This window comes from Chitinophaga silvatica, from assembly GCF_003419895.1.
Lineage (GTDB): Bacteria > Bacteroidota > Bacteroidia > Chitinophagales > Chitinophagaceae > Chitinophaga > Chitinophaga silvatica.
The window spans coordinates 518,686-541,880 of record NZ_QPMM01000001.1 but is presented as its reverse complement, the minus strand read 5'-3'; the positions used below and the strand labels follow the sequence as shown (position 1 = coordinate 541,880).

The following is a 23,195-nucleotide window of genomic DNA, read 5'->3' as shown; positions in this document are numbered from 1 at the left end:
CAGTATAAATTTTGGCTATTAAATTGAACCTAATGAAACTAAAACACCGAGGTAAATGAAATGAACTAGTCTGTTCCCTAAAATTTTTGAAAATTTAATTTTTGCCCCTATCCTCCTATTAAAATAACAGTACTTTTGTTGGACCCCCACTTTGGGAAAGCACTGAAAATGATTTACTTCTATAATGCTGAAATAACAAAGTTGATTTCTTCTGAATTGCATGCCATCCCGCCAATTGTGCAGGAAGAAGCAAAGCGATACAAGCATGAAAATGCCCGACAGGCATTTATAGCAGGTCGATTATTACTCCAATATGCATTAAAGGAAACTTTCCCTCATTTGCAACTCAGTGATATCCGGTACAACAGCTATAATCGTCCGGTCCTGGATACACATTACGATTTCAATCTGTCGCATTCTGGAAATTTGGTAGTATGTGCTCTGGGAAATCTGCCGGCTGTGGGAGTGGATATAGAAGAATGTAAGCCTCTGAATATTGAGGAGTATAAAGATTATATTTCTGATGAGGAATGGAGAAACCTGCTCAAAGCCCCCGACCCCCTTGCCGTATTCTATGGCTACTGGACGGCCAAGGAAGCAGTAGTAAAGGCCGCCGGGGTAGGCATTACAGGTGAGTTTGCCAATATTTCAGTTGTAAAGGATAGGGTAACCTTTATGAATAAACAATGGCATATTATGCCGGTAGATCTGTTTAATGGCTACAGATGCCATGTTGCTTCAGCAATTCCTGAAACTATCATTATTAAACATATTGAAATTTAAAAGAAGAGGGAGTAATTTGATACTCCCCCTGTCTGTTATACTATATACGTTATCTTATGAGCCTCCCAGGCTACCGGTACTTCCAGTTTGTCTGTTAATCTTTCAACCACCGCCAAAGGCACTGCTTCTGCCCTGCTTTTATTCTGGCTAATTAGCTGCCGGTAAGGAGTTTCAACATATACAATTTCTACAAATGCGTCGTACGTCATAAATAATTCAATCAGTTGTGTACGCATTTGTCTGGTAACGTTAGTAGCATTCCAGATAAAAGATTGTTGCTTACGTAAATACTGTCTGGCAATTTCTTTTGCTTCCTGTACTACCTTACCATTTCCCGATTTATCTGTTGGATCTATTTTCCAGTCACGACGGATCTGATCTAAAGAAATGACCGGCCAGTCTTTCATCTTTTTGATAAAAAAGTCTTTCCCTGCACCTGGCAAGCCACTCATCATGATTACATGAGTTGTCGGTTGCTCAAATGGTACATAATCAACTGCCGAATTTTCCTTCGTCAGATAGTGCAGCTTCGCCTCGGGTGTTTGAAATGATTTAGGGGCACCCCAGCAGCCTTGTTCCTTGCACAATTCTTCGAAGCAGTCCAATCTATAGAGCAATACGTCCATATCCTCACACCACCTGCCCAATACATCTGCTCTGGCCAATAAAGTCAGCAACTGGGTATTCACTTCCAAGCTTGCCTGTATCAATGCTTTTGCAGGATCGGGTTTCTCGAAAACCCAGAGCGGCAATCCATGATAGCGGATTAATGATACAATTTCCTCTCTCTGTTCAAAAGGAATATCTCCGCTTCTGTACATTAATTGTCTCGCCATGGTAGCGCCAATCCTTGAATGACCAGGAGAAGAAATACTGCCGTCATCATTTGTGATGGTGGTAGATATTTTTCCTATATCGTGCAATAAAGCAGCCGCCCATATGGTAGTTTGATCTTTAGGCTCCAACTGCTTAAATTTTGCACTTTTCTCCAGCTCATGCAATACCATTTGCGTATGCACAGCTACGTTACCCTCGGCATGATGCCTGGGATCCTGCGGTGTTTCGCCCATTTGAGCTATAAACTCAAATTCGGCTTCCGCCGCATTCCAATCTCTATTATTAATAATTGTATACATGCTTACCTCCTTTCTAAATTTAATGGGGCACGTTTCCAGTTACGGGTCCAGTGTTCGTCTGTTTTTACATGCCCTTTTCTTACATATTTAAATACGTTTTCCGCAAATGCTGATACAGGATAACCATTAACGTTTCTGGTTACTATACCTTCCATAGTGGTAGGTGTTCCCGATATTGCGTCTCTGGGTTCAAAAGCCCCACTACCTTGTGCGGCTGTAATCAGAGACTGCTCAAAAATTTGTTTATCAGCCGTATTGGCAACTTCAGCAACAACTGGTACAACCGGCAGGTCGATCATTCCCGCATAAAAAACGGTTTCTTCCCAGCTTAGCCATCGGTCCTGTTCACGTACTGCAAATACATAAAAATGATGGTCAATTTTTCCATATTCAATAGAATGAATAGCATAAAGATTTTCCAGAAATATTTCCAGATCGCCCAGCTCATTTTTTATCAGCTGCCAGTAACGACGCAAACTTTCCGTCCAGGGGCTGGTGGTTGGAGCCGCATGAGAACGGGCAAATACACCGTATCTCGACAAACAATTGTTCTCGCCATCTAATTTTTCTGTATGTATAATTGCTGGAATTTGTTGAACTGCCAACCAGTAATCAGCCGCAATACGATCATCACTGGTTGTTCCCGGTGAAAACGGATAATGATAAGTGCGGCCATACTTCCTTGAAATAGCCATGTTTAAAGTTTTAAGTAAAGGAAATAACAATTCGGGCCTCAATAGATGAAGCTAAGGGGATTATTGTATGTTATTAACCTTACATGGCTCAATGTTTGGAGATTTTAAATAATGAGGGGCAAAGGTAGAATCTTTTAGGCAATAAACAAATTAAAGGCCCATCCGTATGGCGAATGGACCTTCAAATGCTTGCACTTAACTAACCTGTTTTTCTTAATCCTATCTTATGAAACTTGCAATTCCTTTTTGTTATATACTCCTAAACGTTATTAAACCAATGCTTAAAATTGAAACACTGAAACAAATCTACATGCCCCGCATCAATTAAAAGATGATATTTATCATAGTAAAACATTTAATGTAAATCCTTCAGCAACTAGATAAATTTATATTATGAAACAAAGTGCAGGAATATTGCTGGTCAGGAAACCCCAAACACCTGAATTCTTCCTGGTACACCCCGGCGGTCCATATTTCAGAAATAAGGATGCCGGATATTGGACTATTCCAAAAGGAGAGCCCATAGAAGGAGAAGAACTACTAGAAACTGCTCTCAGGGAATTTGAAGAGGAGACCGGCTTTACAGTTTCCGCCCCTTTTACAGCCCTGCAACCAATTGTACAGAAAAGTAACAAGAAAGTTTGGTGCTGGATGGCCTTTGGAGAAATTGAAGCTGAAAATATTGTCTGTAACACTTTTGAAATTGAGTGGCCACCTCACTCCGGAAAACAACAATCCTTTCCGGAAATAGACAAGGCAGGTTGGTTCGGCTATGAGGAAGCTTTACAATTAATTAATGAGCGGCAACGCCCCTTCCTTACTGAAGCTCTGTCTTCCATTCATCAATCTAAAAAAACTTAATTAAAATATTTACTATCTTGTCCGTGCCTGTCTTGATATTCATTTTTTAAAACGTATTATCAACACACTTAATCAACACAACACGGAAAATGAAGCGCTATTTCTTATTATTATTTTGTGCTGCTTCTCTCTATGCCAATGCACAAAAAAGGCCAGTAGATGCTATTCTAACTGAATTTCACCAAAAACCGGGTCATGTGATGGTAGCCGCGCACCGGGCTGCTCACAACAAATTTCCTGAAAATTCCATTGCTGCTATTAAAGAAGCCATAGCACAGGGGATCGACATTGCTGAAATAGATGTTCGCTCTACCAAAGATGGTGTTCTGGTTATTATGCACGATGAAAAAATCATCAGAACAACCGGCCAGCCAGGTAAGGTAGAAGAACTTACCTATGCTGAATTGCAGAAATGTAATTTACTTTTTGATGGTAAACCTACTGCCGAAAAAATCCCCACTTTTGAAGAAGTACTTAAAGTGGCGAAAAATAATATCATGATTGATATTGATTTTAAAGCAGAAGGCGAGGCAGCAACAAAAGCAACCTATGCACTGATCCAAAAATATAAAATGGAAGATCAGGTATTGTTCTTTATTTATGATCATACAGAAGCTGTCGGACTGCGAAAACTGAACCCTAAAATTCCTATTATGCCAAGGGTTCATGATGCCAAAGAAACAAATGAAGTATTGGAAATGGGTAGCAAAACCGGCAAATTTCCGGTAATCCATGTGGATGATTCCTTTTATGCTGATGATATCATGAAACCAGTATTACAAAAAGGAACCCGCGTATGGATTAATGCACTCGGCAAATACGACAAAATGGAAAAAGAGACGCCAGATTCAGGCTTCGATCTGCTAATGAAGGATGCTCCACTGGCAAATGTGATCCAAACCGACTTCCCGGAGAAATTAGTACTCTATCTGCGTAAAAAAGGTTTGCATAGATAATACTCAAGGGCTAATCCCTAAAATGATATCCCGGATTACGACTGCTTGTCGGATAATCCGGGATATCTTATTTTTGAGGATATGATTACCGGATTTGAAACATATATTCGCAATAATACTAATCTGGGCAAGGAAGATATTGAAAAAATTCTGGCTCCTGCACAAGCCAGAACGCTTCAGCGGAATGAACTATTATTACAGCAGGGGCAAATTTGCAGGCATAAAACCTTCCTTATAAAAGGGCTCATGCGGACCTATGGAATTGTGGAGGATGGTAGCGAGCATATTTTACACTTTTCTACAGAAAATACCTGGGTTCTGGATGCTGAAAGCTATAATTGCAAACAACCTTCCCTTTATAATATAGCGGCAATCAACCACTGTGAAATTCTTTGCTGGACTCAAGAGGATTTTAACAGATTGTTATCCGAAATACCCGAATTAAATTCACTTTCCATGCTGCTGATTACCAGCAGCAGCTACAATGTCCGGAACCGCCTTTTTTCTACTTTAAGTGCAACCCCTGAGGAAAAGTATAATGAATTTACCCAGCAATGGCCTGATCTGCTTTCCAGATTACCGCTACATATGATTGCCTCCTATCTGGGGATTTCACTTAAAACATTAACACGTATCCGTCACGCTCAATTACATCGCTAAATATGGTCAAATGACCATATTTTTCAACCGGTATTGGCTCAAATTTGTTATATAAATTAAGTCAATCATTATGCGAGTATTTGTTACAGGAGCTTCAGGATTTGTAGGCTCCGCTATAGTTAATGAGCTGTTACAGGCAGGACACCAGGTACTAGGACTTGCCCGCAACGAACAGTCTGCAGCCAAAATTTTGGAAGCCGGTGCAGAAGTACATTCAGGCAATGTGGAAGATCTCCAAAGCCTGAAGGATGGAGCATCTCAATGTGATGCAGTTATTCATACAGCCTTCAATCACGATTTTTCCCGATTTGCCACCAGTTGCGATGACGATCGTAAGGTAATTATGGCTTTTGGCGAGGCATTGGCCAATACCCAAAAACCGTTAATTGTGACTTCTGGAATAGGGATAATAAATTCCACCGGTCTGATCACCGAAAACGTTACGGTTGCTGGCAGTACCCATCCACGTAAGGCTTCTGAACTTGCCGTAAATGCACTTATAGAACAAGGTATTAATGCTTCTATAGTAAGGCTCCCTCCAACAGTTCATGGCCAGGGCGACCATGGGTTTGTTCCTGCTGTTATTGAAATGGCAAAAGAGAAGAAAGAATCGGCTTACTTAAATGATGGTTCCAATAGATGGCCGGCAGTTCATCGTTTGGATGCAGCTGTTTTATATAGATTGATAATTGAAAAGCAGCCTACACTAAAAGTTTTTCATGCCGTTGCGGAAGAAGGAATTCCATTCAGGGAGATCGCCGAAGCCATTGGAAATGGATTGGGCTTGCCTACTGTTAGTAAAACCGGTGCTGAGGCAGATGCACATTTCACCTGGATCAGACATTTTATCGAACTAAATTGTCCGGCAAGCAGTGAATTAACCCGCCAATCAGTAGGTTGGAATCCAATTAAACCCGGGCTATTTGAGGATATGATCTCTGCAGGATATTTTAAATAAATCATCCTGAGAATAAAATAAACGAAGATTAAAATTCTATCTTGTAATTACACAAATAATAAAAAGATGTATCAAAAGTAATCTGATAATTATGAAAGAATTAAGTAGATATAAATTCTTTCTTTCAGGTTCCCGAATAGAATTACTTTTGATACATCCTTTTACATTTTATCTTATTGTGAGAAGTTTTTTTCCTTTGGCCATAATTCGCAATAATTGCTTATCTCCAAAAAAGGCCGAATGGTATCGGTTTTCAGCTTTCAGTTTTTGTTCATAGATCATTATAACATTGGCAGCACTGATAGTACCTATGAGTTGTTTATTATCATCTACTACAGCTAGTAAATCCAGGCAGTTATAATGTAATAGCTTCACTACTTTCAATAAACTATCAGAAGCTTTTACATACAATTCAGCAGCTTCAATCCTGGCTTCTCTGTCACTGCTATTTAATGTATCCCTGTTTAAATATCCTGTAAAAGTATTGTTTGCAGTTATAATAGGTATGTATTGCAAATAATAGGAAGAATGTTTTTCTAATATAGAAACAGCTTCATTTTTGGAGTAGTTATCGTAAATCGTGAAAGGCTTGTTATTCATTACGCTGTTTACCAGAAAAGTTTGTAAGGGATCTGGTAAATAATGTAAAGGTGTATCTACTCCTCTGCGACGGATCTTCTCTGTCATAATACTTCCACGCATCAGAAAAAAGGAAACAAAATAGGCAGTGCTACAGGCAGCTACCAGTGGTAGCAATCCGTTTGCCTTACCGGTAGTTTCGAGCGCAAATACAATAGCAGTTAATAAGGCACGGGATGAACCAGCAAACAAAGCAGCCATACCAATGAGGGCCGCTGTCGCGATATTAACTTCCAGCTCAGGAAAGAAACGATTGGCCAATACACCCAGTAAAGCCCCCCAGGCCCCACCAATAGTGAACAACGGGGCCAGCGTTCCGCCGGAAGTACCACTACCTAATGCAATTACCCAGGAAAGATATTTCAGTACACACAAAGCAAACAGAATCGTTAAAGGTAAGGTACCGGTCAATAAATTTCTGATATTATCATAACCCACACCCATAGTATGTGGAGCAAAATATCCTATAATCCCTACTACCGCTCCACCTATTGCAGGCCACCACATCCAGTGAACAGGGAGCTTTTCAAACATATCTTCCACCCAGTATACCGACTTTGATATACAAGTAGCCAATATCCCGGTTAATACACCCATTACAGTATATGCCACCAGTGCAGTAGTAGATACAACAGGTATTTCAGGCATTGCAAAAACAGGACTATGCTCAAATAACCATAAATGCATACCCGCGCCTGTTATACAGGCCAGTGCCACCGGAACTATGGAGCGGGGTGAAAATTCAAACAACAGTAATTCTATGGCCAGGAGAATAGCAGCAAGTGGGCTACCGAAAATGGCCGACATACCTGCACAGGCTCCCGCAGCCAAAATAACTTTGCGCTCTGCAACAGAAATATGAATAATCTGACCCGTAAGAGAACCAATGGCTCCGCCAGTAGCAATGATTGGCCCCTCTGCTCCAAATGGCCCTCCACTTCCAATGGAAATAGCGGCCGACAAAGGTTTAAGCCAGGTTATCTTTGGCGGAATCTTGCTTTCATTAAGAATAATGTTCTCCATCGCCTCCGGTATCCCATGCCCTCTGATTGCTTTACTACCAAATCGGGCCAACAACCCTACTATCAGGCTACCAGCTATAGGAATCAGTATAACGTAAACGCCTAAATGATTAAATGCAGGTGAAGATTCTGCAAAGGAAAACTTACCGTAAAAAAACAGGTTGGTAAACAAACTTATCAGCATTACCAGGCCTTTGGCTACCAATCCAATAACTATTGCATTACAAACTGCTTGAAAACTAACATAAAACACTCTCTTATAGGGAGCACTTACAACATGATCCATACAATCAAAATTACAATAACATTTACAACTTTACATCAAAAATATGATCTAAATCATATAAATCAAGATTTTCAATCAAAATAATTGAAAAAAACATTAACATTGCTCTCATGAAAAAAAACAGTAAATGCGATCTGCAAACCTGTTTCCTTTGCCGTGAAAGCATTTCAGAATGGAAACCTGCAATTGCTGAACATAGGCAACATATCCAGATTAAGAAAAATGCCCTGATATTTAATGAAGGAGATCCCGTGACTGGAATTTACTTCCTATACAGTGGAAAAGTTAAAGTGCATAAACCCTGGGGAACTGATAAAGAACTGATACTCCGCTTTGCCCAAAAAGGAGATATAATCGGACATAGAGGCTTAACCAGTACACAAAAAATCTACACGGTTTCCGCCACTGCCCTGGAAGATACCGAAGTATGCTTTGTACCGCTTTCATTTTTTGAAGCCTCCCTAAAAGTTAATCCCGCCCTTTCAGTAAAACTTATGGAATTCTTTGCCGATGAACTACAAAAGGTAGAGCAGAAAATGAACAGTCTGGTTCATCAGGAAGTAAAAGGCAGAATAGCCGCCGCCATTCTTGAATTAAGCCAGCTCTCCCAACTTCAACCCTTTGCTATCAGCCGCCAGGATCTTGCTTCTTATGCAGGCACTACCTATGAAACAGTTTATAGGAATCTGCAGGAATTTATTCAGGAAAAGCTCATCACGGTAGATGGAAAAATAATACAGGTATTACAGGAAAAAAAGCTAAAAAAAATTGCTTTGATATAATATAAACAAAGCCCCCTGTTTATTCGTTCCATCCTATATAATCATAGCGCTATGGAACAGTTAACTTACTGGTGGCAATCAGGTGTTATTTATCAAATCTATCCACGCTCCTTCCAGGATAGTGACGATGATGGAATCGGCGATTTACAGGGAATAATACAACGACTCGATTACCTCCAGTGGCTAGGCGTAACCGCCATCTGGCTTTCTCCTATCTTCCCTTCTCCAATGGCCGATTTTGGATACGATGTTTCCGATTATACCTCCATCTATCCCTTATTTGGAACAATGGAAGACTTTGATATGTTACTAACAGCCGCGCATAAACGTAATATCAAAGTAATCCTCGATTTTGTTCCCAACCACACATCCGATCAACATCCCTGGTTTATTGCTTCTAAAAGTTCCCGTTCCGACCCCAAAAGAGATTGGTACCTCTGGCGCAATGCCAACGAAGATGGCTCTCCTCCCAATAACTGGAGAAGCGTATTTGGTGGTAGTGCCTGGGAATGGGATGAAAATACCCACCAATATTACTATCACGGCTTCCTGAAAGAACAGCCCGATCTCAACTGGCGCAACGAAGAAGTACGGCAAGCCATGTACGATGTTATTAGATTCTGGATGACTAAGGGAGTAGATGGTTTCAGAATTGATGTATTATGGCATGTAATAAAAGATGATACCTGGCCCGATAATCCGCTGAACCCCGACTACGTTTCATCCATGCCCGAATATGATGAACTACTTCCCTTATACTCTACCGATCAGCCCGAAGTACACGATATAGTCAACGGAATGCGTCGCGTATTTAACGAATACCCTAACAGGGTTATGATTGCGGAAGTATATCTGCCGTTAGACAAACTGATGCTCTACTATGGCATCAATCAGTCGGGGGCCCATTTGCCGTTCAACTTTATGTTACTGTCACTTCCCTGGACAGCCACTACAATTGCAGAAGCTATTTCGGATTATGAACAGCATCTACCCGCCGATGGATGGCCAAACTGGGTTTTAGGAAACCACGACAGGCCCCGACTGGCTACACGCATAGGCAGAGAACAAACTCCCATTGCCGCCATCCTTTTATTAACACTCAGAGGCACTCCTACCATTTATTATGGCGAAGAAATTGGCATGCAGGACGTTCCTGTACTTCCAACAGAAACTCAGGACCCACAAGGTTTAAGGATGCCCGACAAACAAATAAGCAGAGACCCCGTTCGCTCTCCCATGCAATGGAACGATAGCATCAATGCAGGCTTCTCAAAAGGAAAGCCATGGCTTCCCCTGAGTATCGATTACAGACGCTATAATGTAGCGGCAGAACAACTCCAGCCCTATAGCCTGCTTATGCTTTACAAGCGACTTATAACACTTCGGCAGAGTGAACTATCGCTTTCTCTTGGCAGCTATACACAGGTATATGCCGACAATCAGCTTTTAGCGTATATACGAAAAGTTGAAAACGAGGATAGTTTTCTCATTGTATTGAATTTCACACACCGACCCGCATATCTCAATATAGCAGAGAACTATTCCGGCACTGTGGTAGTTGCCACCGAATTGATCAGAGAAGGTAATATTCTTACTGTTCCCTTTGCTTTAGGTGGAGATGAAGGTGTTGTTATCAGGTTGAAAAAATAAAAAATGGCAAGCAGAAAAACTACAGCATTACTAAAAGGCAGTGTGCCTTCTAAAATGCCTAAGCCTTTTAAGCCAATGCTGGCAACAGCTACCAGTCAACCTTTTAATAACGACGAATGGTTATTTGAAATTAAATGGGATGGCTATCGTGCCGTCGCATATCTGGAGCAAAAGAATGTAAACCTGTTTTCAAGAAATCTTCAATCTTTCAATCAACAATTCAAAATTGTTAAAACAGCACTGGAAGAGCTAAAATTGAATGCAGTACTGGACGGAGAAATAGTAGCGCTCGACGAAACAGGTAATCCAAACTTTCAGGTTTTGCAAAATTACCTGAAGCGAAAACAAAATGCCCCACTCAAATACTATGTATTTGATATCATCTGGTATGAAGGAAAATTACTTACTTCCCTTCCTCTGGTTACCAGGAAACAAATACTGGAAAGTATTCTGCCGGTCAACAATCCCTTAATTTCCTACAGTGATCATATTATTGGCAGGGGAATCGATTTCTATAACGCGGCAGTAGACAAAGGTTTGGAAGGAGTAATGGGTAAGTCCATGGAAAGTCTGTACTACATAGATCGGCGTACTGCTTCCTGGTTGAAGATCAAACATCTTAAAAGAACTGAAGCTATTATATGCGGGTATACAAAAGGCCGTAATAGCCGTAAACATTTCGGCGCCATAATTTTAGGTAAGTATGAAGGGGATAAATTGAAATATATAGGCCATACCGGTGGCGGATTTACAGACACACAACTGCAAACACTTTATAAAAAATTTCAGCCTTTAATCACCAGCCATAGTCCTTTTCCCGTAACTCCGAAAACCAATATGCCAGCAACCTGGCTAAAGCCAGCACTGGTTTGTGAAGTAAAATTTACAGAAGCAACAAAGGACGGCATCCTCCGCCAGCCTATTTTTCTTGGACTGCGGGAAGATAAAAAAGCCACCAGTGAAAAAAATGAAAAAGTAGTAAAGCCCCCGGTAAAGAAAAAGTCTAACCAGTTTCTTACCGGTGATAGCGAAACTGTAGAAACCAAAGTGGCCGGGAAGCTACTGAAATTCACCAATCTGAATAAATTGTACTGGCCGGATGAAGGAATTACCAAACGGGATCTGATCAATTACTATGCTGCTATATCTCCCTATCTTTTGCCGTACCTGAAAGACAGACCACAATCCCTGAATCGCTTTCCGGAAGGGATAAAGGGGTTCAATTTTTATCAGAAAAATGTAGTGGATAAAGTGGCAGCCTGGATTCCAAGATTTCCGTATACCAGCGAATCTAAAGGAGAAAAAAAGGAATTCCTCGTCTGTGAAGACCTGGCAACCTTGCTTTATATGGCAAACCTTGGATGTATTGAGCTGAATCCCTGGCATAGCAGAATCCAGCAGCCCGACTACCCGGATTACTGCCTGATAGATCTGGACCCAGACACGAACACATTCAACGAAGTAATCACCTGTGCACAAGTTGTTAAAGAGGTGCTGGACAGTATTGGGGCTCCGGCTTTCGTAAAAACTTCCGGATCTACGGGCATGCATATACTTATTCCGCTGGGAGCGGAATACACTTTCGAACAATCGAGGATGCTGGCTGAACTTATTGTTGGAATTGTATTCAAACGCATCCCTGAATATACAAGTATTGAAAGAAGCCCGGCTAAAAGAAAAGGGAAAATATATCTCGATTATCTTCAAAACCGGCAAATCCAAACTATGGCTGTAGCCTATTCCCTACGCCCCAAACCCGGTGCAACCGTTTCCGCACCGTTAAGGTGGGAAGAAGTAAGGAAAGGATTAAAAATTTCAGATTTCAACATTACTAATATGCTAGACAGAGTAGAATCGGTGGGCGATCTGTTGAAAGGTCTTTTAGGGAAGGGAATCAATATGAATCAGATACTCAATCAACTGAAGCAATTAATTTAAAAAACAGCAACAATAGATTGAATCAACTGTTAGCAATATGAATCCTAAACTGAAAAATCATGCTGGGTAAACTAAGTATAGAAGAAATCAATCAGGTACTTGAACATAATGTAACCGGCAGAATCGGTTGTACAGATGGTGAGAAAGTATACATTGTACCCGTTAGTTATGCATACAATGATACCTATCTGATAGCCCATTCCAAAGAAGGAATGAAAATAGAAATGATGAGGGAACATCCCGGGATCTGTTTCCAGGTAGATGAAATTAAAGATTTGTCGAACTGGCGCAGCGTTATTTGTTGGGGTGATTATGAAGAGATTACCAATCAAAAAGAAAGATACTATGCCATGAAATTCCTGGTAAGCCGGCTAACGCATTTACACGTAAGCGAAACCGTTGGGATGCAGGAAATGCACCAGGAACTAACAAACCCTGAAAATTCCGATCAGATTCTCAGACCCATTATTTACAGGATACGGATCAGTGAACGGACCGGCAGATATGAGAAAATATAACACTCCAATCACATGAGCATTATTTTAATATCAATAACACCAAACACTTAGAGCTCGTTAAGTGTATTAAGATTAACAAACTTGTTTCGTTTATGGAAGAATCTAACAACCAGGAAAAATTCGTTCCACGTGGGGCTATTGCCTTTTTTGTATTGTTGACTGTTTTGGGATTGATCATCTGGTTTGGTATCTATTTCTTAATGCTTAAGAGAATATAAAAGGCTTATTATGATCGATAAATTCGAGAAAAATGTCATCATAACTGCATTTTGCATTTCGCTGGTTTTTATTTTTTCATTGTTCTATGCAATGGGAGCTAAAAAGGCCGATGTAACTGCCTGTTTGCCTTACGACAAGTCTTATGAAACGGCAAGAGTAAACCAGGTGGATAAAACCACCTATCAGATATTTTACGTAGCCAGAATGTGGAGTTTTGAGCCGGCAATTGCCTATATACCCGTAGGTAGTGAAGTAGATCTCTTTGCTACGTCATTGGATGTAGTACATGGGTTTGATATTTATAACAAGAATGTGAATCTAATGGCTGTTCCTGGTGGAGTAGCCAAAACAACCATCAAGTTTGAAGAACCGGGAGTTTATAAGGTCATTTGTCATGAGTACTGTGGAACCGGCCATCAAAATATGCAGGCAGAAATTATAGTCAACTATCCCAAAAAATAAACATGATGAATGTAAGCAGGTTCCTGAAGAACGTGATACTGATCGAATTATTTGTGCCGGTACTGTTATTAACTGTTGGTATCTATCATGGTCTTATGCAGGTAATTTACCGCTCTGGTGTGATACATAAAGCCTCCGTAGCAAAACTGGATTATTATCAGGGATTAACCCTTCATGGGGTTATTAATGCAATTGTGCTGACAACCTTTTTTGCAGTAGCATTTGGACATGCTACTATCGCATTTTATTTAAAGAAAGAACCCGGCAAAAAAGCCACTCTGTTATCATTATTGCTGATGGTTATCGGTACACTTATGGCCGCGGCAGCTATGCTTTCAGGAAAAGCTTCCGTACTCTATACTTTCTATCCTCCACTTAAAGCACATCCGGCTTTTTACATCGGTACCGCCATGCTCATTGTTGGGTCGTGGGTTGCATTCTGGGATTGGGTAGTTGTATACATCCGCTGGAAAAAGGAAAACAGGGAAATTAATACTCCCCTGGCCGTAATAGGTACGCTGGTGAATTTTACTATCTGGTTTGTATGTACACTTGCAGTAGCTTATGAGGTACTGATATTGTTAGTACCCTGGAGTATGGGGTGGACGGCCGGAGTAAATGTAATGCTGGCACGTACGCTTTTCTGGTTTTTCGGGCATGCCCTGGTGTATTTCTGGCTATTGCCCGCATATATTATGTTTTATACTATGCTGCCCAAACTTGCCGGCGGCAAATTATACTCAGGCATGGCTGGCAGAATAGCTTTCTTTATGTTCCTGCTTTTTTCAATACCGATTGGTGTGCATCATCAGTTCGGAGATCCATCTATTGGCAGGGGGATAAAGCTGAGTCAGTCTATCCTCACCTTTGCGGTGGCCATTCCCAGCTTTATTACAGCTTTTACAATTGCGGCCTCACTGGAGCATGCCTCTTATATGAGAGGAGGAAAAGGATTATATAAATGGATTTGGAAACTTCCCTTCTTCAGAAAAGACGTTTATCTGTTTGGATACCTGATCAATGGACTTATTCTTTTTATTTTCGGAGGGTTAACAGGGTTGGTTAATGCGTCCTACTCATTAAATAATGTAGTGCATAATACGTCGTTTATACCGGGCCATTTTCATTTAACGGTGGCCGGACCGGTATTTTTAGCCATATTGGGGATGTCTGTTTTCTTAGTTTCACAATTAACCGGTCGGAAGATTTATATGCCTACCATCAATACGATTATTCCGTATTTATGGACGGTAGGCGTATTGATCTTTTCGGCCGGACTGATGTGGGGAGGATTAATGGGCGAACCCCGGAGAACTAATATGGGCCTTACATACCTTGATCCGGCAAATGAATTGTATCATCCTTACTGGGTGATTAGCAGTATGTTGGGATTGGCAGGCGGAGGAATTATGTTTGTAGCCGGATTCCTGTATTTTATTGTTTTCTTTGGTACTTTCTTACGTAAAAGAACAGCCGAACCAATGATTGATTTGCCTGTCAGTGAAAGTTTGCATCCGGAGAAACGCATTCCGATATTTGATACATTCAAACCCTGGGTGGCACTTATGGTGTTAATCCTTCTAATGGCATATATACCAGCAATAAGTGATGCTTTAAATAATACTACTAAAAAAGCACCACCGTATAAACCCAGCGATCCAACACCCGTTGTAGTAAAATAACCAGGAATATGAAAAGGTTATATTTACAGATTACCCACTCATGGAAAATAGCATTGACCGGGCTATTGATTTTGCCATTGGTGGCATACGGAATAGTACATTGGATAGAGAAAAAATATGCATCACTGCCCTACTACGGGCCTAACAATGTAATTACAGATCAAGCTAATGCAGTAAGATTGCCCAATTTCACTTTTCAGGACCAGTACAACGAAGTGATTAACAATCAATCTATTCAAAACAAAATTGTATTAGCCAATTTTTTCTTTACCTCCTGCCCTACCGTTTGTCCTAAAATGTTGGCACAATTAAAACGCGTTATTGATATTTGCAATCAACCTACTCTCATAATACTTTCATTGACAGTAGACCCGCAACACGATAGTATTTCGGTGCTTCAACGGTATAGCAAAAAGCATAACCTTCCCACTACTTGGAAATTGCTTACCGGCAACAAAAAATCGTTATACTATTTCGCCAGGAAAGGACTATTTATTACAGCAACAGACGGAGATGGTGGCCCAACAGACTTCATTCATAGTAACTATATCGTATTATTGGATCAGCAACAGAAAATCAGAGGATATTATCTGGGTACTTCCGAAAATGAAATGAACGATTTAATAGCTGATATTAAAAACCTTCAACATGAACAGTAAAATAACCCTACTTCTATTACTTGTATTCACTCAGGTGTATTGTTTTGCCGCAAACCCGGAAGAAGGTAAGAAATTGTTTCAAGCCCGTTGTGCCTCCTGCCATAATGTAAATAAAAAACTTACCGGCCCGGCACTGAAAGGTGTAGAAGAAAGACATAGTGAAACATGGATTATCAACTTTGTGAAATCTTCCCAAAAAATGATCAAAGCCGGCGATCGCGACGCCCTGGAAGTATTTAACCAGAATAACCAGGTGGTAATGCCTGATCATCCCGATCTCACAGATGATATGATTCGTGATATTCTCGATTATGTTAAAGAAGAAGCGAGTAAAGCACCGGCAGATGAAGCCCCGTTTGCAAGACCTACGGAAAAGGAACCCAATCTGATGCCTCTTACCATTTACAATTTTCCGTTCATGGTAGCCTATCTTTTACTGGTAGCAATCATGATCATCCTTCTAATATTCCTGGTAAATCTGAAGAGTTACGAGAAGCACATGCAGGATAAAAAGGATAAATAGTATATTCGATATTTATCAGTATACTTAAAAGCTATCATTATGGAAAAACTGGAAATTCAATGTGCCATGCAAATAAGCAAGCCTATCCATGAGGTATTTGAATCTATTATTGATCCTCAGAAAATGTCGGGCTACTTTATTTCAAAAGGTTCTGATGTTATGTCGGCAGGCAAAACTATCAAATGGCAATTCCCCGAATTCGATGATGAATTTAATATAAAAGTTCTGGCAATAAAAGAAGATGAACAAGTAACTTTCCAGTGGGAAGGAGCGAAAGGGCATCAGACCGAAGTGAATATTACACTGAGTTCAAGGCCCGGCAATGCTACTTTAATAAATCTTACCGAAGGAAAACTCGACAATAATGCGGAAGGCATCAAATGGCTTAACAGTAACGCTTTTGGCTGGTCTAACTTTCTCAGTTGTATGAAAGCATATCTGGAGTATAACATCAACCTTCGTACCGGGGCTTTTGATTATATGAAAAAGTAAGAAAAATAAAGATGTATCAAAAGTAATGGATGAAGAGAATTTTCAGATCTTTAATTCCAATAACCTTCAGATTACTTTTGATACACCCTTTTGTTTTTTATATTAATATGTAGCTGATAAATATTTGGGAGATACAGACTTTGCATTTTTAAACCGATAGCCACCGGCCACTCCATTCTTAGATAAAACCATTTGCCAAAGCTGGCTTTTTCTTGCTCTGAAGGAAGCTGCACATGACAATAAATAATACTTCCACATCCTGAAAAATTGCTGATCGTATTTAGATTTCAATCTATCCCAATTGCCAAGCACATTATTATACCAGGCCAATAAGGTTTTATCATAATCGACACTAAAGTTTTGCCAATGCTCCATAACAAACAATCCTTCAAAACTTTGTCCTATTAATCCCATTGTTGGAATCATTGCGTTAGGAAAGATATATTTATCCAACCACCGGTCGGTAAAGGCATTGGGAACATTTCCTCCTATTGTATGTAAAAGGAAAAGTCCGTTATCTTTCAGACAGCGATGAGCAACTTCCATGTAGGTACGGTAATTTTTATAACCAACATGCTCAAACATTCCTAAAGAAACGATTGCATCAAACTCTTCATTCAATGCCCGGTAATCCATCAACCGAATATCTACCGGCAAGCCTTTGCAACGCTCCTTTCCTAAAGCTACCTGTTCCTGTGAAATAGTGATTCCGGTTACCCTCACTCCATATTGCGCGGCTGCATAATGAGCAAAACTGCCCCAGCCACAACCAATATCCAACACATGCATTCCCGGTCGTAAATTGAGCTTGCGGCAGGTAAGATCTAGTTTATTTTCCTGTGCTTCATCCAATGTTGCGGCATTATCCCAAAAAGCACAGGTATAGGTTAAACGTTTGTCTAACATTCTCTCAAACAAATCATTTCCAATATCATAATGGTGACTGCCATTTTCAAATGATTTATCCGGACGTTGTAGATTAGTAAGTCTGGCCAGTAAAATCTGAGCTTTGAAAGCAAAATCCTTTTTTATTTTATTGTCGAGATTTGCTAATAATAGCTTTGTAAAGAACTCATCAACAGCTTCACAATCCCAATAATTTTTCATGTAGCTCTCTCCTACTCCCAGGGAACCTTTGGTAATTGCTTCAGTAAAAAACCTGTTGTCATGTACCTTAAGATCAAATGGGGCATTGCCATTAATGGTAATTCCGGCAGAGGATAGCAAATGGGTAACAATACTTTTTGCATTCATAGAGATAATTTTTTGAAATGCTAATCAATGTTAGGAACAAGCAATATTGCTTTATTGTTCGTGGGTGCTTTTTAGGTTGAAAAAAGAAAAATTTGCGTAGTTAAGTAGCTACATATATATTTGTAGTCAAATGACTACCTAATGAATTTAAGGCGCGATGTATTTCAGGCAATAGCAGACCCCACAAGAAGGGCTATTCTTTTACTGGTGGCCTCGCAGGCCATGACTGCCGGGGCTATCGCTGCTAATTTTGATACAGCCAGACCAACTGTTTCCAAACATCTCCAAATACTTACGGAATGTGAATTATTGGAACAGGAACAAAATGGAAGAGAAATTTATTACCATTTAAATGCTAATAAAATGAAAGAAATTGCTGAATTTATAGAACCATTCAGGAAGTTATGGGATGACAGGTTTAATAAGCTGGAAGAAATCATGAAAAACTATAAGCCTAAAAAATAATTGGAATGGAATTGAAAACCAAGGTTAATGCGGAAGATGGCAAACAGGAACTATTGATAACCAGAGAATTTGAGTTACCGGTAGAACTGCTTTTCAAGGCATATGAAGATCCTGAAATTGTAGAGCAATGGATGAATACCAAAGTATTGAAACTGGAAAATAAAAAATACGGCGCCTGGATCTTCGAAACAAGTGATCCCAAAGGCACTTTTACATTTCAGATGAGCGGTGTATTTCATGAGTTCATCCCCAATAAAAAAATTACAAGAACCTTTCAGATGGACAATTCTCCCTGGGATGCACAAATAGAATATATGGAGTTTGAAAGTCTGACTGCCGATACCAGTAAACTTACTATGCATATAGTTTACAGATCTGTTGATGATAGAGATGGAATGTTGAAACGCGGTATGGGTAAAGGTATGAGCATGGCACATGACAGATTGCAGGAAATCGTTGAAAAATTAAAATAGAAGATTATGAGCAAGCATGTAATGAATCCGGAAGTTGACTGGTTCTTCAGTAAGGATACCAAATGGCAGGAAGAGTATAATAAACTGAGGAAAATCATTCTTGATACCGGTCTGGTAGAGGAATTGAAATGGGGCTGCCCTTGCTATTCTTACAATGGAAAAAATATTGTGCTTATTCATGGTTTTAAGGATTACTGTGCATTACTCTTTTTTAAAGGAGTATTACTGGGTGATCCGGAAGGATTGCTCATTCAACAAACCCCAAACGTGCAGGGGCCACGACAAATGCGCTTCACCAGTTTAAAGGAAATTAACCAACAGGCTGCTGTTATTAAATCATATGTTTACGAGGCAATAGAAGTAGAAAAAGCAGGATTGGAAATTAAACTGAAGAAGCCTGCAGAATTTGAAATGGCTGAAGAGTTTAAGGAACAACTGGAAAAGGTAAAAGGCCTTAAAAAGGCTTTTGAATCCTTAACGCCAGGCCGGCAAAGAGCCTATCTCCTTCACTTTTCAACACCTAAACTATCTAAAACCAGAATGGCCAGAGTAGAAAAAAGTATTCCTCAGATACTGGAAGGGAAAGGCCTGGATGACTAAGAACATAAAAGAAAAGCGGACGTCACATAAGAAATGTGACGTCCGCTTTTCAATATAAAAAAACAATTATCTCAACTTATATAATCTTGCTCCATAAAGGAAGATTACTACGTAACAAACGATAGGCAGATAATAAGCCATAGCTACATCTGTATCTGCAATATGCCCCATTACAAACGGGAATACAGCTCCACCAAACATACCCATAACAATGTAGGAAGATGCTTGCTGAGTTTTAGGACCCAGATCTTTCAATCCTAAGCTAAAAATGGTAGGATACATAATGCTGAAAAAGAAATTGATCATCATTAAAGCACCATACGAAACCCATCCCCAATCCTGCGCTACAATTAAGCACATCAGCACATTACCTATAGCAAATGCTGCCAGCAACTTATTTGGAGCAATAAAGCGCATTAAAGAAGTACCAACAATACGTCCGGCCAGCATCATCAACATAAAAACCGACATCAGGTAACCTGCTTTTTCATCACTAAAATGCATCTTCTCATGACCATAATTAATGAAAAATGCCCAGGTGCCTGCTTGCGCAGCTACGTTAAAAAACTGTGCTACAACCGCCCACACAAAATTCTTATGGGCAAATAAACTTTTTGTATTCGCAGTTCCTGCTGCTGGCTGATCTTCGCTATGCGGATCAGAAATAGCCGGCACCTTTACGAAAGCAAAAGTTATGGCAATAAGCGCTATTACAGCACCAATCCATATATAAAGCTGCTTAACAGGTAAAAGTGTACCTGCCGCCTCATGGCTGGCACTCAACAGAAAATGCGCTCCCATAGTTGGACCAATAAACGCACCCACTGCATTAAATGATTGGGCGAAATTGATACGCTGGTCACTACTTCTCTGATCACCTAAAGCCGCCATAAATGGATGGGCTACAGTTTCCAATGTGGCCATTCCGCATGCCAGTACAAATAGGGCTATACGGAAAATTCCGAAAGAACTGGCATTTGCCGCCGGAACAAACAGAAAGGCTCCCAGGGCATAAAGCGACAATCCTAATAACACTCCATTCTTGTAGCCCATTTTCTTCATGAAGATTCCTGCAGGAACAGCCATGATGGCATAAGCGCCGAAAATGGAAAACTGAACAAGCCCCGATTGAGCTTTGGTAAGCCCCAACACATTTTGAAAGTGCCGGTTAAGCACATCTCCCATTGTTAGTGCAATACCCCAACACATGAATAAAGACGTTACAAAAGCCAGTGTAACAAAGTATTTTTTCTCAGTAAAAGCTGTAATACCCCGGGAAGTTGACTTGCGCGCAGAAACTTGTGCCGTTTCCTGTTCCAAAGAGTCTGATGACATCATAATAATTTTTAATTGTTTGTGGACCGATACGTGGAAAAACGTTTTAGCAATAGAGCACTAATATACACTTACATTTCAGAAATTGAAATAGGGCCGAAATATTGCCATTCATGGATTTTTCGTAATAGCCGAAGCAAAAATTTATATTTTGTTTCCATCGAGCATATGAAAACACTAGTATTTCTGGCACTTGCCAGCACGTTATCGATTCAAAGCCCGGGCCAATCCCAGGTTCAGGACACCGGATACTCCAATCCTGTTTACAGAAGTAATTTTCCTGATCCTAACTTAGTAAAAGCCAAAGACGGGTACTTTTATGGGTATGCCACCAATGGAGGCAAATACACTATTCCGATTATTAAAAGTAAAGATCTTGTACATTGGACCTTCGTTGGGGATGCTTTTGAGAAACGCCCCGATTGGAAGAAAGATGGTGGTGGTATCTGGGCTCCGGATGTAACCTATTACAGGAAAAAATACCTGATGTTTTACTCCTGGTCCATCTGGGGTGATCCTAATCCTGCCATTGGTGTGGCAGTGAGCAAACGCCCCGAAGGCCCGTTTACAGATTTAGGAAGCCTGTTTTATAGCAAGGATATCGGTGTAGCCAATTCCATTGATCCCTTTTTGTATGTAGATAAAAAAACACCATACCTGATCTGGGGCAGTTTTCATGGCATCTACGGAGTTGAATTATCGAAGGATGGTACTAAAGTTACAGGAGAAAAGTTTAAACTGACCGACAGGCAATACGAGGGCTCTTATATCTATAAAAGAGGTAAGTATTACTATTATTTCGGATCTGCCGGCACCTGTTGTGAAGGAATTAAGAGTACTTACCATGTAAAGGTTGGGCGTTCTCTTTCCCTGAAGGGTCCGTATCTGGATAAGGATGGGAAGTCTCTGCTCGAAGGTGGTGGAACCCTGTTATTGAAGGGAAATGATGCTTTTGCAGGCCCAGGACACAATGGCGATATTTTCGAAGATAAAAAACATCAAACCTGGATGGTTTATCATGCTTTTAGCCGGGAGAATAATATAGGCCGGGAAATGCTGCTCGATAAAATTGAATGGGTAAACGACTGGCCGGAAATCAAAGATCAACAACCTTCCTTACACTCAGCTTCACCTTCATTTTAAATAAAGTTATGCAGTTCAGACACTTGCTACTCAGTTGCCTGTTTTTGGGATTCACTGTTTCTTCCTTTGGCCAGCATCAAAACCAGAAAGTCGATATTATTTTCGATACAGATATGGGGCCCGATTATGATGATGTAGGAGCAATCACCGTTTTGCACGCACTGGCCGACAGCGGTAAGGCCAATATTCTGGCTACCATGGCCAGCAATAAATATCAGGGGATTGCGGGAGTATTAAATGTTTTCAATACCTATTTCAACAGACCGGGCATTCCGATAGGAGTACCTAAAGGCAATGCAGTTAGTGAAGCCGATTGGCAGCATTGGTCGGATACAATTTTGCAACGTTATCCGCATGCCATCAAAAGCAATGAAGAAGTACCCGATGCTGTTACCCTGTATCGTAAAATCCTGGCAGGCAGGCCAGATAAAAGTGTTACCATCGTTACTGTAGGCTTCTTTACCAATCTGGCTAACTTACTGAATTCGAAACCTGACACCTACAGTAAGCTAAGTGGCAAAGAACTGGTTGCCAGAAAAGTGAAACAGCTGGTAAGCATGGCCGGACACTTTCCTAAAGGCCGGGAGTTTAATGTATTGAGAGATAGTACGGCTTCTGTTGAAGTTTTCCAGCAATGGCCTACCAATATTCTGTTTAGTGGATTTGAAATCGGAGAAAAAATAAAAACAGGGCTACCGCTTATACATAATCAGCAGATTAAGAATAGCCCTGTTAAAGATGCATTTTCGATAGCCATCCCCAAAGCGGCTGAAGATGCAGCCGGCAGAATGAGCTGGGATCAGACAGCTGTATTAGTGGCTGTAACTTCTCCTGTTCCTTATTTTGATGTGGTACCTGGTCGTATTATCTGTTATGCCTCCGGCTCAAACGACTGGGATAATAATGGCAGCGGGCATTTTTATTTAATACCAAAGTTGCCAACAGCAGAGGTGACCGATTTTATTAATTATCTAATGCAACATCAACCTAAAAAAAGAAAATAA

Annotated in this window: 25 protein-coding genes; 20 read left to right on the top strand and 5 right to left on the bottom strand. The window is 40.4% G+C overall.

Annotated features, from left to right (window positions below; genetic code table 11):
• Nucleotides 1–168 precede the first annotated feature (168 nt).
• Nucleotides 169–783, top strand: a complete 615-nt coding sequence (locus DVR12_RS02110; protein WP_147323394.1) for a 4'-phosphopantetheinyl transferase family protein — start codon at nt 169–171, stop codon at nt 781–783.
• Between the two features lie 35 nt (nt 784–818).
• On the opposite strand, the gene DVR12_RS02105 is transcribed toward DVR12_RS02110, so the two are convergent.
• Together DVR12_RS02105 and DVR12_RS02100 are read right to left on the bottom strand one after the other, a co-directional pair.
• The gene (locus tag DVR12_RS02105; protein ID WP_116973794.1) at nt 819–1,919 is read right to left on the bottom strand and encodes an AAA family ATPase; all 1,101 of its coding nucleotides are present in this window, start codon (nt 1,917–1,919) and stop codon (nt 819–821) included.
• Between the two features lie 2 nt (nt 1,920–1,921).
• The gene (locus tag DVR12_RS02100; protein WP_116973793.1) at nt 1,922–2,614 is read right to left on the bottom strand and encodes an RNA ligase family protein; all 693 of its coding nucleotides are present in this window, start codon (nt 2,612–2,614) and stop codon (nt 1,922–1,924) included.
• Between the two features lie 393 nt (nt 2,615–3,007).
• Here DVR12_RS02100 and DVR12_RS02095 point away from each other — a divergent pair, with 393 nt between their 5' ends.
• From DVR12_RS02095 to DVR12_RS02080, 4 genes are all read left to right on the top strand, one after another.
• On the top strand, nt 3,008–3,475 hold the full coding sequence (locus tag DVR12_RS02095; RefSeq protein ID WP_116973792.1) for an NUDIX domain-containing protein: 468 nt from the start codon (nt 3,008–3,010) through the stop codon (nt 3,473–3,475).
• Between the two features lie 89 nt (nt 3,476–3,564).
• Nucleotides 3,565–4,431 carry a glycerophosphodiester phosphodiesterase family protein gene (locus tag DVR12_RS02090; protein WP_116973791.1) on the top strand — a complete coding sequence of 289 codons (867 nt, stop codon included), beginning with the start codon at nt 3,565–3,567 and terminating at the stop codon, nt 4,429–4,431.
• An 81-nt stretch (nt 4,432–4,512) separates the two neighbouring features.
• On the top strand, nt 4,513–5,091 hold the full coding sequence (locus DVR12_RS02085; RefSeq protein WP_116974232.1) for a Crp/Fnr family transcriptional regulator: 579 nt from the start codon (nt 4,513–4,515) through the stop codon (nt 5,089–5,091).
• Nucleotides 5,092–5,161: 70 nt separating this feature from the next.
• Complete coding sequence (locus DVR12_RS02080; RefSeq protein ID WP_116973790.1) at nt 5,162–6,049, top strand: SDR family oxidoreductase; 888 nt, start codon at nt 5,162–5,164, stop codon at nt 6,047–6,049.
• A gap of 168 nt (nt 6,050–6,217) precedes the next feature.
• Here DVR12_RS02080 and DVR12_RS02075 read toward each other — a convergent pair whose 3' ends face one another.
• Nucleotides 6,218–7,996, bottom strand: a complete 1,779-nt coding sequence (locus tag DVR12_RS02075; RefSeq protein ID WP_116973789.1) for a chloride channel protein — start codon at nt 7,994–7,996, stop codon at nt 6,218–6,220.
• Nucleotides 7,997–8,106: 110 nt separating this feature from the next.
• Here DVR12_RS02075 and DVR12_RS02070 point away from each other — a divergent pair, with 110 nt between their 5' ends.
• The 10 genes from DVR12_RS02070 to DVR12_RS02025 all read left to right on the top strand — a co-directional run bounded on the left by DVR12_RS02070 (nt 8,107) and on the right by DVR12_RS02025 (nt 16,921).
• A complete protein-coding gene (locus DVR12_RS02070; RefSeq protein ID WP_116973788.1) occupies nt 8,107–8,778 on the top strand; it encodes a Crp/Fnr family transcriptional regulator in 672 nt (223 codons plus the stop codon).
• Nucleotides 8,779–8,829: 51 nt separating this feature from the next.
• Nucleotides 8,830–10,428, top strand: a complete 1,599-nt coding sequence (locus tag DVR12_RS02065; protein WP_116973787.1) for an alpha-amylase family glycosyl hydrolase — start codon at nt 8,830–8,832, stop codon at nt 10,426–10,428.
• Nucleotides 10,429–10,431: 3 nt separating this feature from the next.
• Complete coding sequence (ligD, locus tag DVR12_RS02060; protein WP_116973786.1) at nt 10,432–12,366, top strand: DNA ligase D; 1,935 nt, start codon at nt 10,432–10,434, stop codon at nt 12,364–12,366.
• Nucleotides 12,367–12,425: 59 nt separating this feature from the next.
• Nucleotides 12,426–12,884, top strand: coding sequence for a pyridoxamine 5'-phosphate oxidase family protein (locus tag DVR12_RS02055; RefSeq protein WP_116973785.1), 459 nt, complete (start codon nt 12,426–12,428; stop codon nt 12,882–12,884).
• Between the two features lie 92 nt (nt 12,885–12,976).
• Nucleotides 12,977–13,102: a cytochrome c oxidase subunit 2A gene (locus tag DVR12_RS02050; RefSeq protein ID WP_116973784.1), complete on the top strand. Its 126-nt coding sequence runs from the start codon at nt 12,977–12,979 to the stop codon at nt 13,100–13,102.
• Nucleotides 13,103–13,112: 10 nt separating this feature from the next.
• Nucleotides 13,113–13,565, top strand: a complete 453-nt coding sequence (locus DVR12_RS02045) for a cupredoxin domain-containing protein (protein WP_116973783.1) — start codon at nt 13,113–13,115, stop codon at nt 13,563–13,565.
• A gap of 2 nt (nt 13,566–13,567) precedes the next feature.
• Nucleotides 13,568–15,247: a cbb3-type cytochrome c oxidase subunit I gene (locus tag DVR12_RS02040; RefSeq protein ID WP_116973782.1), complete on the top strand. Its 1,680-nt coding sequence runs from the start codon at nt 13,568–13,570 to the stop codon at nt 15,245–15,247.
• 8 nt (nt 15,248–15,255) lie between these two features.
• Entirely contained in the window at nt 15,256–15,906 is a 651-nt protein-coding gene (locus DVR12_RS02035; protein ID WP_116973781.1) for an SCO family protein, read from the top strand.
• Nucleotides 15,896–16,429 carry a c-type cytochrome gene (locus DVR12_RS02030; RefSeq protein ID WP_116973780.1) on the top strand — a complete coding sequence of 178 codons (534 nt, stop codon included), beginning with the start codon at nt 15,896–15,898 and terminating at the stop codon, nt 16,427–16,429. The genes DVR12_RS02035 and DVR12_RS02030 overlap by 11 nt, the downstream gene beginning before the upstream one ends.
• 39 nt (nt 16,430–16,468) lie before the next feature.
• Complete coding sequence (locus tag DVR12_RS02025; RefSeq protein ID WP_116973779.1) at nt 16,469–16,921, top strand: SRPBCC domain-containing protein; 453 nt, start codon at nt 16,469–16,471, stop codon at nt 16,919–16,921.
• A gap of 102 nt (nt 16,922–17,023) precedes the next feature.
• On the opposite strand, the gene cfa is transcribed toward DVR12_RS02025, so the two are convergent.
• Nucleotides 17,024–18,175, bottom strand: a complete 1,152-nt coding sequence (cfa, locus tag DVR12_RS02020) for a cyclopropane fatty acyl phospholipid synthase (RefSeq protein ID WP_116973778.1) — start codon at nt 18,173–18,175, stop codon at nt 17,024–17,026.
• A 141-nt stretch (nt 18,176–18,316) separates the two neighbouring features.
• Here cfa and DVR12_RS02015 point away from each other — a divergent pair, with 141 nt between their 5' ends.
• Genes DVR12_RS02015 through DVR12_RS02005 form a run of 3 tightly spaced genes read left to right on the top strand, consistent with a single transcriptional unit; the run spans nt 18,317 to nt 19,713 of the window.
• A complete protein-coding gene (locus DVR12_RS02015) occupies nt 18,317–18,640 on the top strand; it encodes an ArsR/SmtB family transcription factor (protein WP_116973777.1) in 324 nt (107 codons plus the stop codon).
• Nucleotides 18,641–18,645: 5 nt separating this feature from the next.
• Nucleotides 18,646–19,113 carry an SRPBCC domain-containing protein gene (locus DVR12_RS02010; RefSeq protein ID WP_116973776.1) on the top strand — a complete coding sequence of 156 codons (468 nt, stop codon included), beginning with the start codon at nt 18,646–18,648 and terminating at the stop codon, nt 19,111–19,113.
• 6 nt (nt 19,114–19,119) lie between these two features.
• Nucleotides 19,120–19,713, top strand: coding sequence for a YdeI/OmpD-associated family protein (locus tag DVR12_RS02005; protein WP_199417020.1), 594 nt, complete (start codon nt 19,120–19,122; stop codon nt 19,711–19,713).
• A 66-nt stretch (nt 19,714–19,779) separates the two neighbouring features.
• Here the strand turns inward: DVR12_RS02005 and fucP are convergent, their stop codons facing one another.
• On the bottom strand, nt 19,780–21,048 hold the full coding sequence (gene fucP / locus DVR12_RS02000; RefSeq protein WP_199417019.1) for an L-fucose:H+ symporter permease: 1,269 nt from the start codon (nt 21,046–21,048) through the stop codon (nt 19,780–19,782).
• Nucleotides 21,049–21,216: 168 nt separating this feature from the next.
• Between fucP and DVR12_RS01995 the strand changes: the two genes are divergently transcribed.
• Together DVR12_RS01995 and DVR12_RS01990 are read left to right on the top strand one after the other, a co-directional pair.
• Nucleotides 21,217–22,191, top strand: coding sequence for a family 43 glycosylhydrolase (locus DVR12_RS01995; RefSeq protein WP_116973774.1), 975 nt, complete (start codon nt 21,217–21,219; stop codon nt 22,189–22,191).
• Nucleotides 22,122–23,195 (top strand): nucleoside hydrolase, encoded by a 1,074-nt coding sequence (locus DVR12_RS01990; RefSeq protein ID WP_233522112.1) that lies wholly within the window; start codon nt 22,122–22,124, stop codon nt 23,193–23,195. The genes DVR12_RS01995 and DVR12_RS01990 overlap by 70 nt, the downstream gene beginning before the upstream one ends.

Bases quoted from the DNA above. Each gene is read 5' to 3' on its own strand.
- DVR12_RS02110 (WP_147323394.1), top strand. From the start codon at position 169: ATGATTTACTTCTATAATGCTGAAATAACAAAGTTGATTTCTTCTGAA.
- DVR12_RS02105 (WP_116973794.1), bottom strand. From the start codon at position 1,919: ATGTATACAATTATTAATAATAGAGATTGGAATGCGGCGGAAGCCGAA.
- DVR12_RS02100 (WP_116973793.1), bottom strand. From the start codon at position 2,614: ATGGCTATTTCAAGGAAGTATGGCCGCACTTATCATTATCCGTTTTCA.
- DVR12_RS02095 (WP_116973792.1), top strand. From the start codon at position 3,008: ATGAAACAAAGTGCAGGAATATTGCTGGTCAGGAAACCCCAAACACCT.
- DVR12_RS02090 (WP_116973791.1), top strand. From the start codon at position 3,565: ATGAAGCGCTATTTCTTATTATTATTTTGTGCTGCTTCTCTCTATGCC.
- DVR12_RS02085 (WP_116974232.1), top strand. From the start codon at position 4,513: ATGATTACCGGATTTGAAACATATATTCGCAATAATACTAATCTGGGC.
- DVR12_RS02080 (WP_116973790.1), top strand. From the start codon at position 5,162: ATGCGAGTATTTGTTACAGGAGCTTCAGGATTTGTAGGCTCCGCTATA.
- DVR12_RS02075 (WP_116973789.1), bottom strand. From the start codon at position 7,996: ATGGATCATGTTGTAAGTGCTCCCTATAAGAGAGTGTTTTATGTTAGT.
- DVR12_RS02070 (WP_116973788.1), top strand. From the start codon at position 8,107: ATGAAAAAAAACAGTAAATGCGATCTGCAAACCTGTTTCCTTTGCCGT.
- DVR12_RS02065 (WP_116973787.1), top strand. From the start codon at position 8,830: ATGGAACAGTTAACTTACTGGTGGCAATCAGGTGTTATTTATCAAATC.
- ligD (WP_116973786.1), top strand. From the start codon at position 10,432: ATGGCAAGCAGAAAAACTACAGCATTACTAAAAGGCAGTGTGCCTTCT.
- DVR12_RS02055 (WP_116973785.1), top strand. From the start codon at position 12,426: ATGCTGGGTAAACTAAGTATAGAAGAAATCAATCAGGTACTTGAACAT.
- DVR12_RS02050 (WP_116973784.1), top strand. From the start codon at position 12,977: ATGGAAGAATCTAACAACCAGGAAAAATTCGTTCCACGTGGGGCTATT.
- DVR12_RS02045 (WP_116973783.1), top strand. From the start codon at position 13,113: ATGATCGATAAATTCGAGAAAAATGTCATCATAACTGCATTTTGCATT.
- DVR12_RS02040 (WP_116973782.1), top strand. From the start codon at position 13,568: ATGATGAATGTAAGCAGGTTCCTGAAGAACGTGATACTGATCGAATTA.
- DVR12_RS02035 (WP_116973781.1), top strand. From the start codon at position 15,256: ATGAAAAGGTTATATTTACAGATTACCCACTCATGGAAAATAGCATTG.
- DVR12_RS02030 (WP_116973780.1), top strand. From the start codon at position 15,896: ATGAACAGTAAAATAACCCTACTTCTATTACTTGTATTCACTCAGGTG.
- DVR12_RS02025 (WP_116973779.1), top strand. From the start codon at position 16,469: ATGGAAAAACTGGAAATTCAATGTGCCATGCAAATAAGCAAGCCTATC.
- cfa (WP_116973778.1), bottom strand. From the start codon at position 18,175: ATGAATGCAAAAAGTATTGTTACCCATTTGCTATCCTCTGCCGGAATT.
- DVR12_RS02015 (WP_116973777.1), top strand. From the start codon at position 18,317: ATGAATTTAAGGCGCGATGTATTTCAGGCAATAGCAGACCCCACAAGA.
- DVR12_RS02010 (WP_116973776.1), top strand. From the start codon at position 18,646: ATGGAATTGAAAACCAAGGTTAATGCGGAAGATGGCAAACAGGAACTA.
- DVR12_RS02005 (WP_199417020.1), top strand. From the start codon at position 19,120: ATGAGCAAGCATGTAATGAATCCGGAAGTTGACTGGTTCTTCAGTAAG.
- fucP (WP_199417019.1), bottom strand. From the start codon at position 21,048: ATGTCATCAGACTCTTTGGAACAGGAAACGGCACAAGTTTCTGCGCGC.
- DVR12_RS01995 (WP_116973774.1), top strand. From the start codon at position 21,217: ATGAAAACACTAGTATTTCTGGCACTTGCCAGCACGTTATCGATTCAA.
- DVR12_RS01990 (WP_233522112.1), top strand. From the start codon at position 22,122: ATGGGTAAACGACTGGCCGGAAATCAAAGATCAACAACCTTCCTTACA.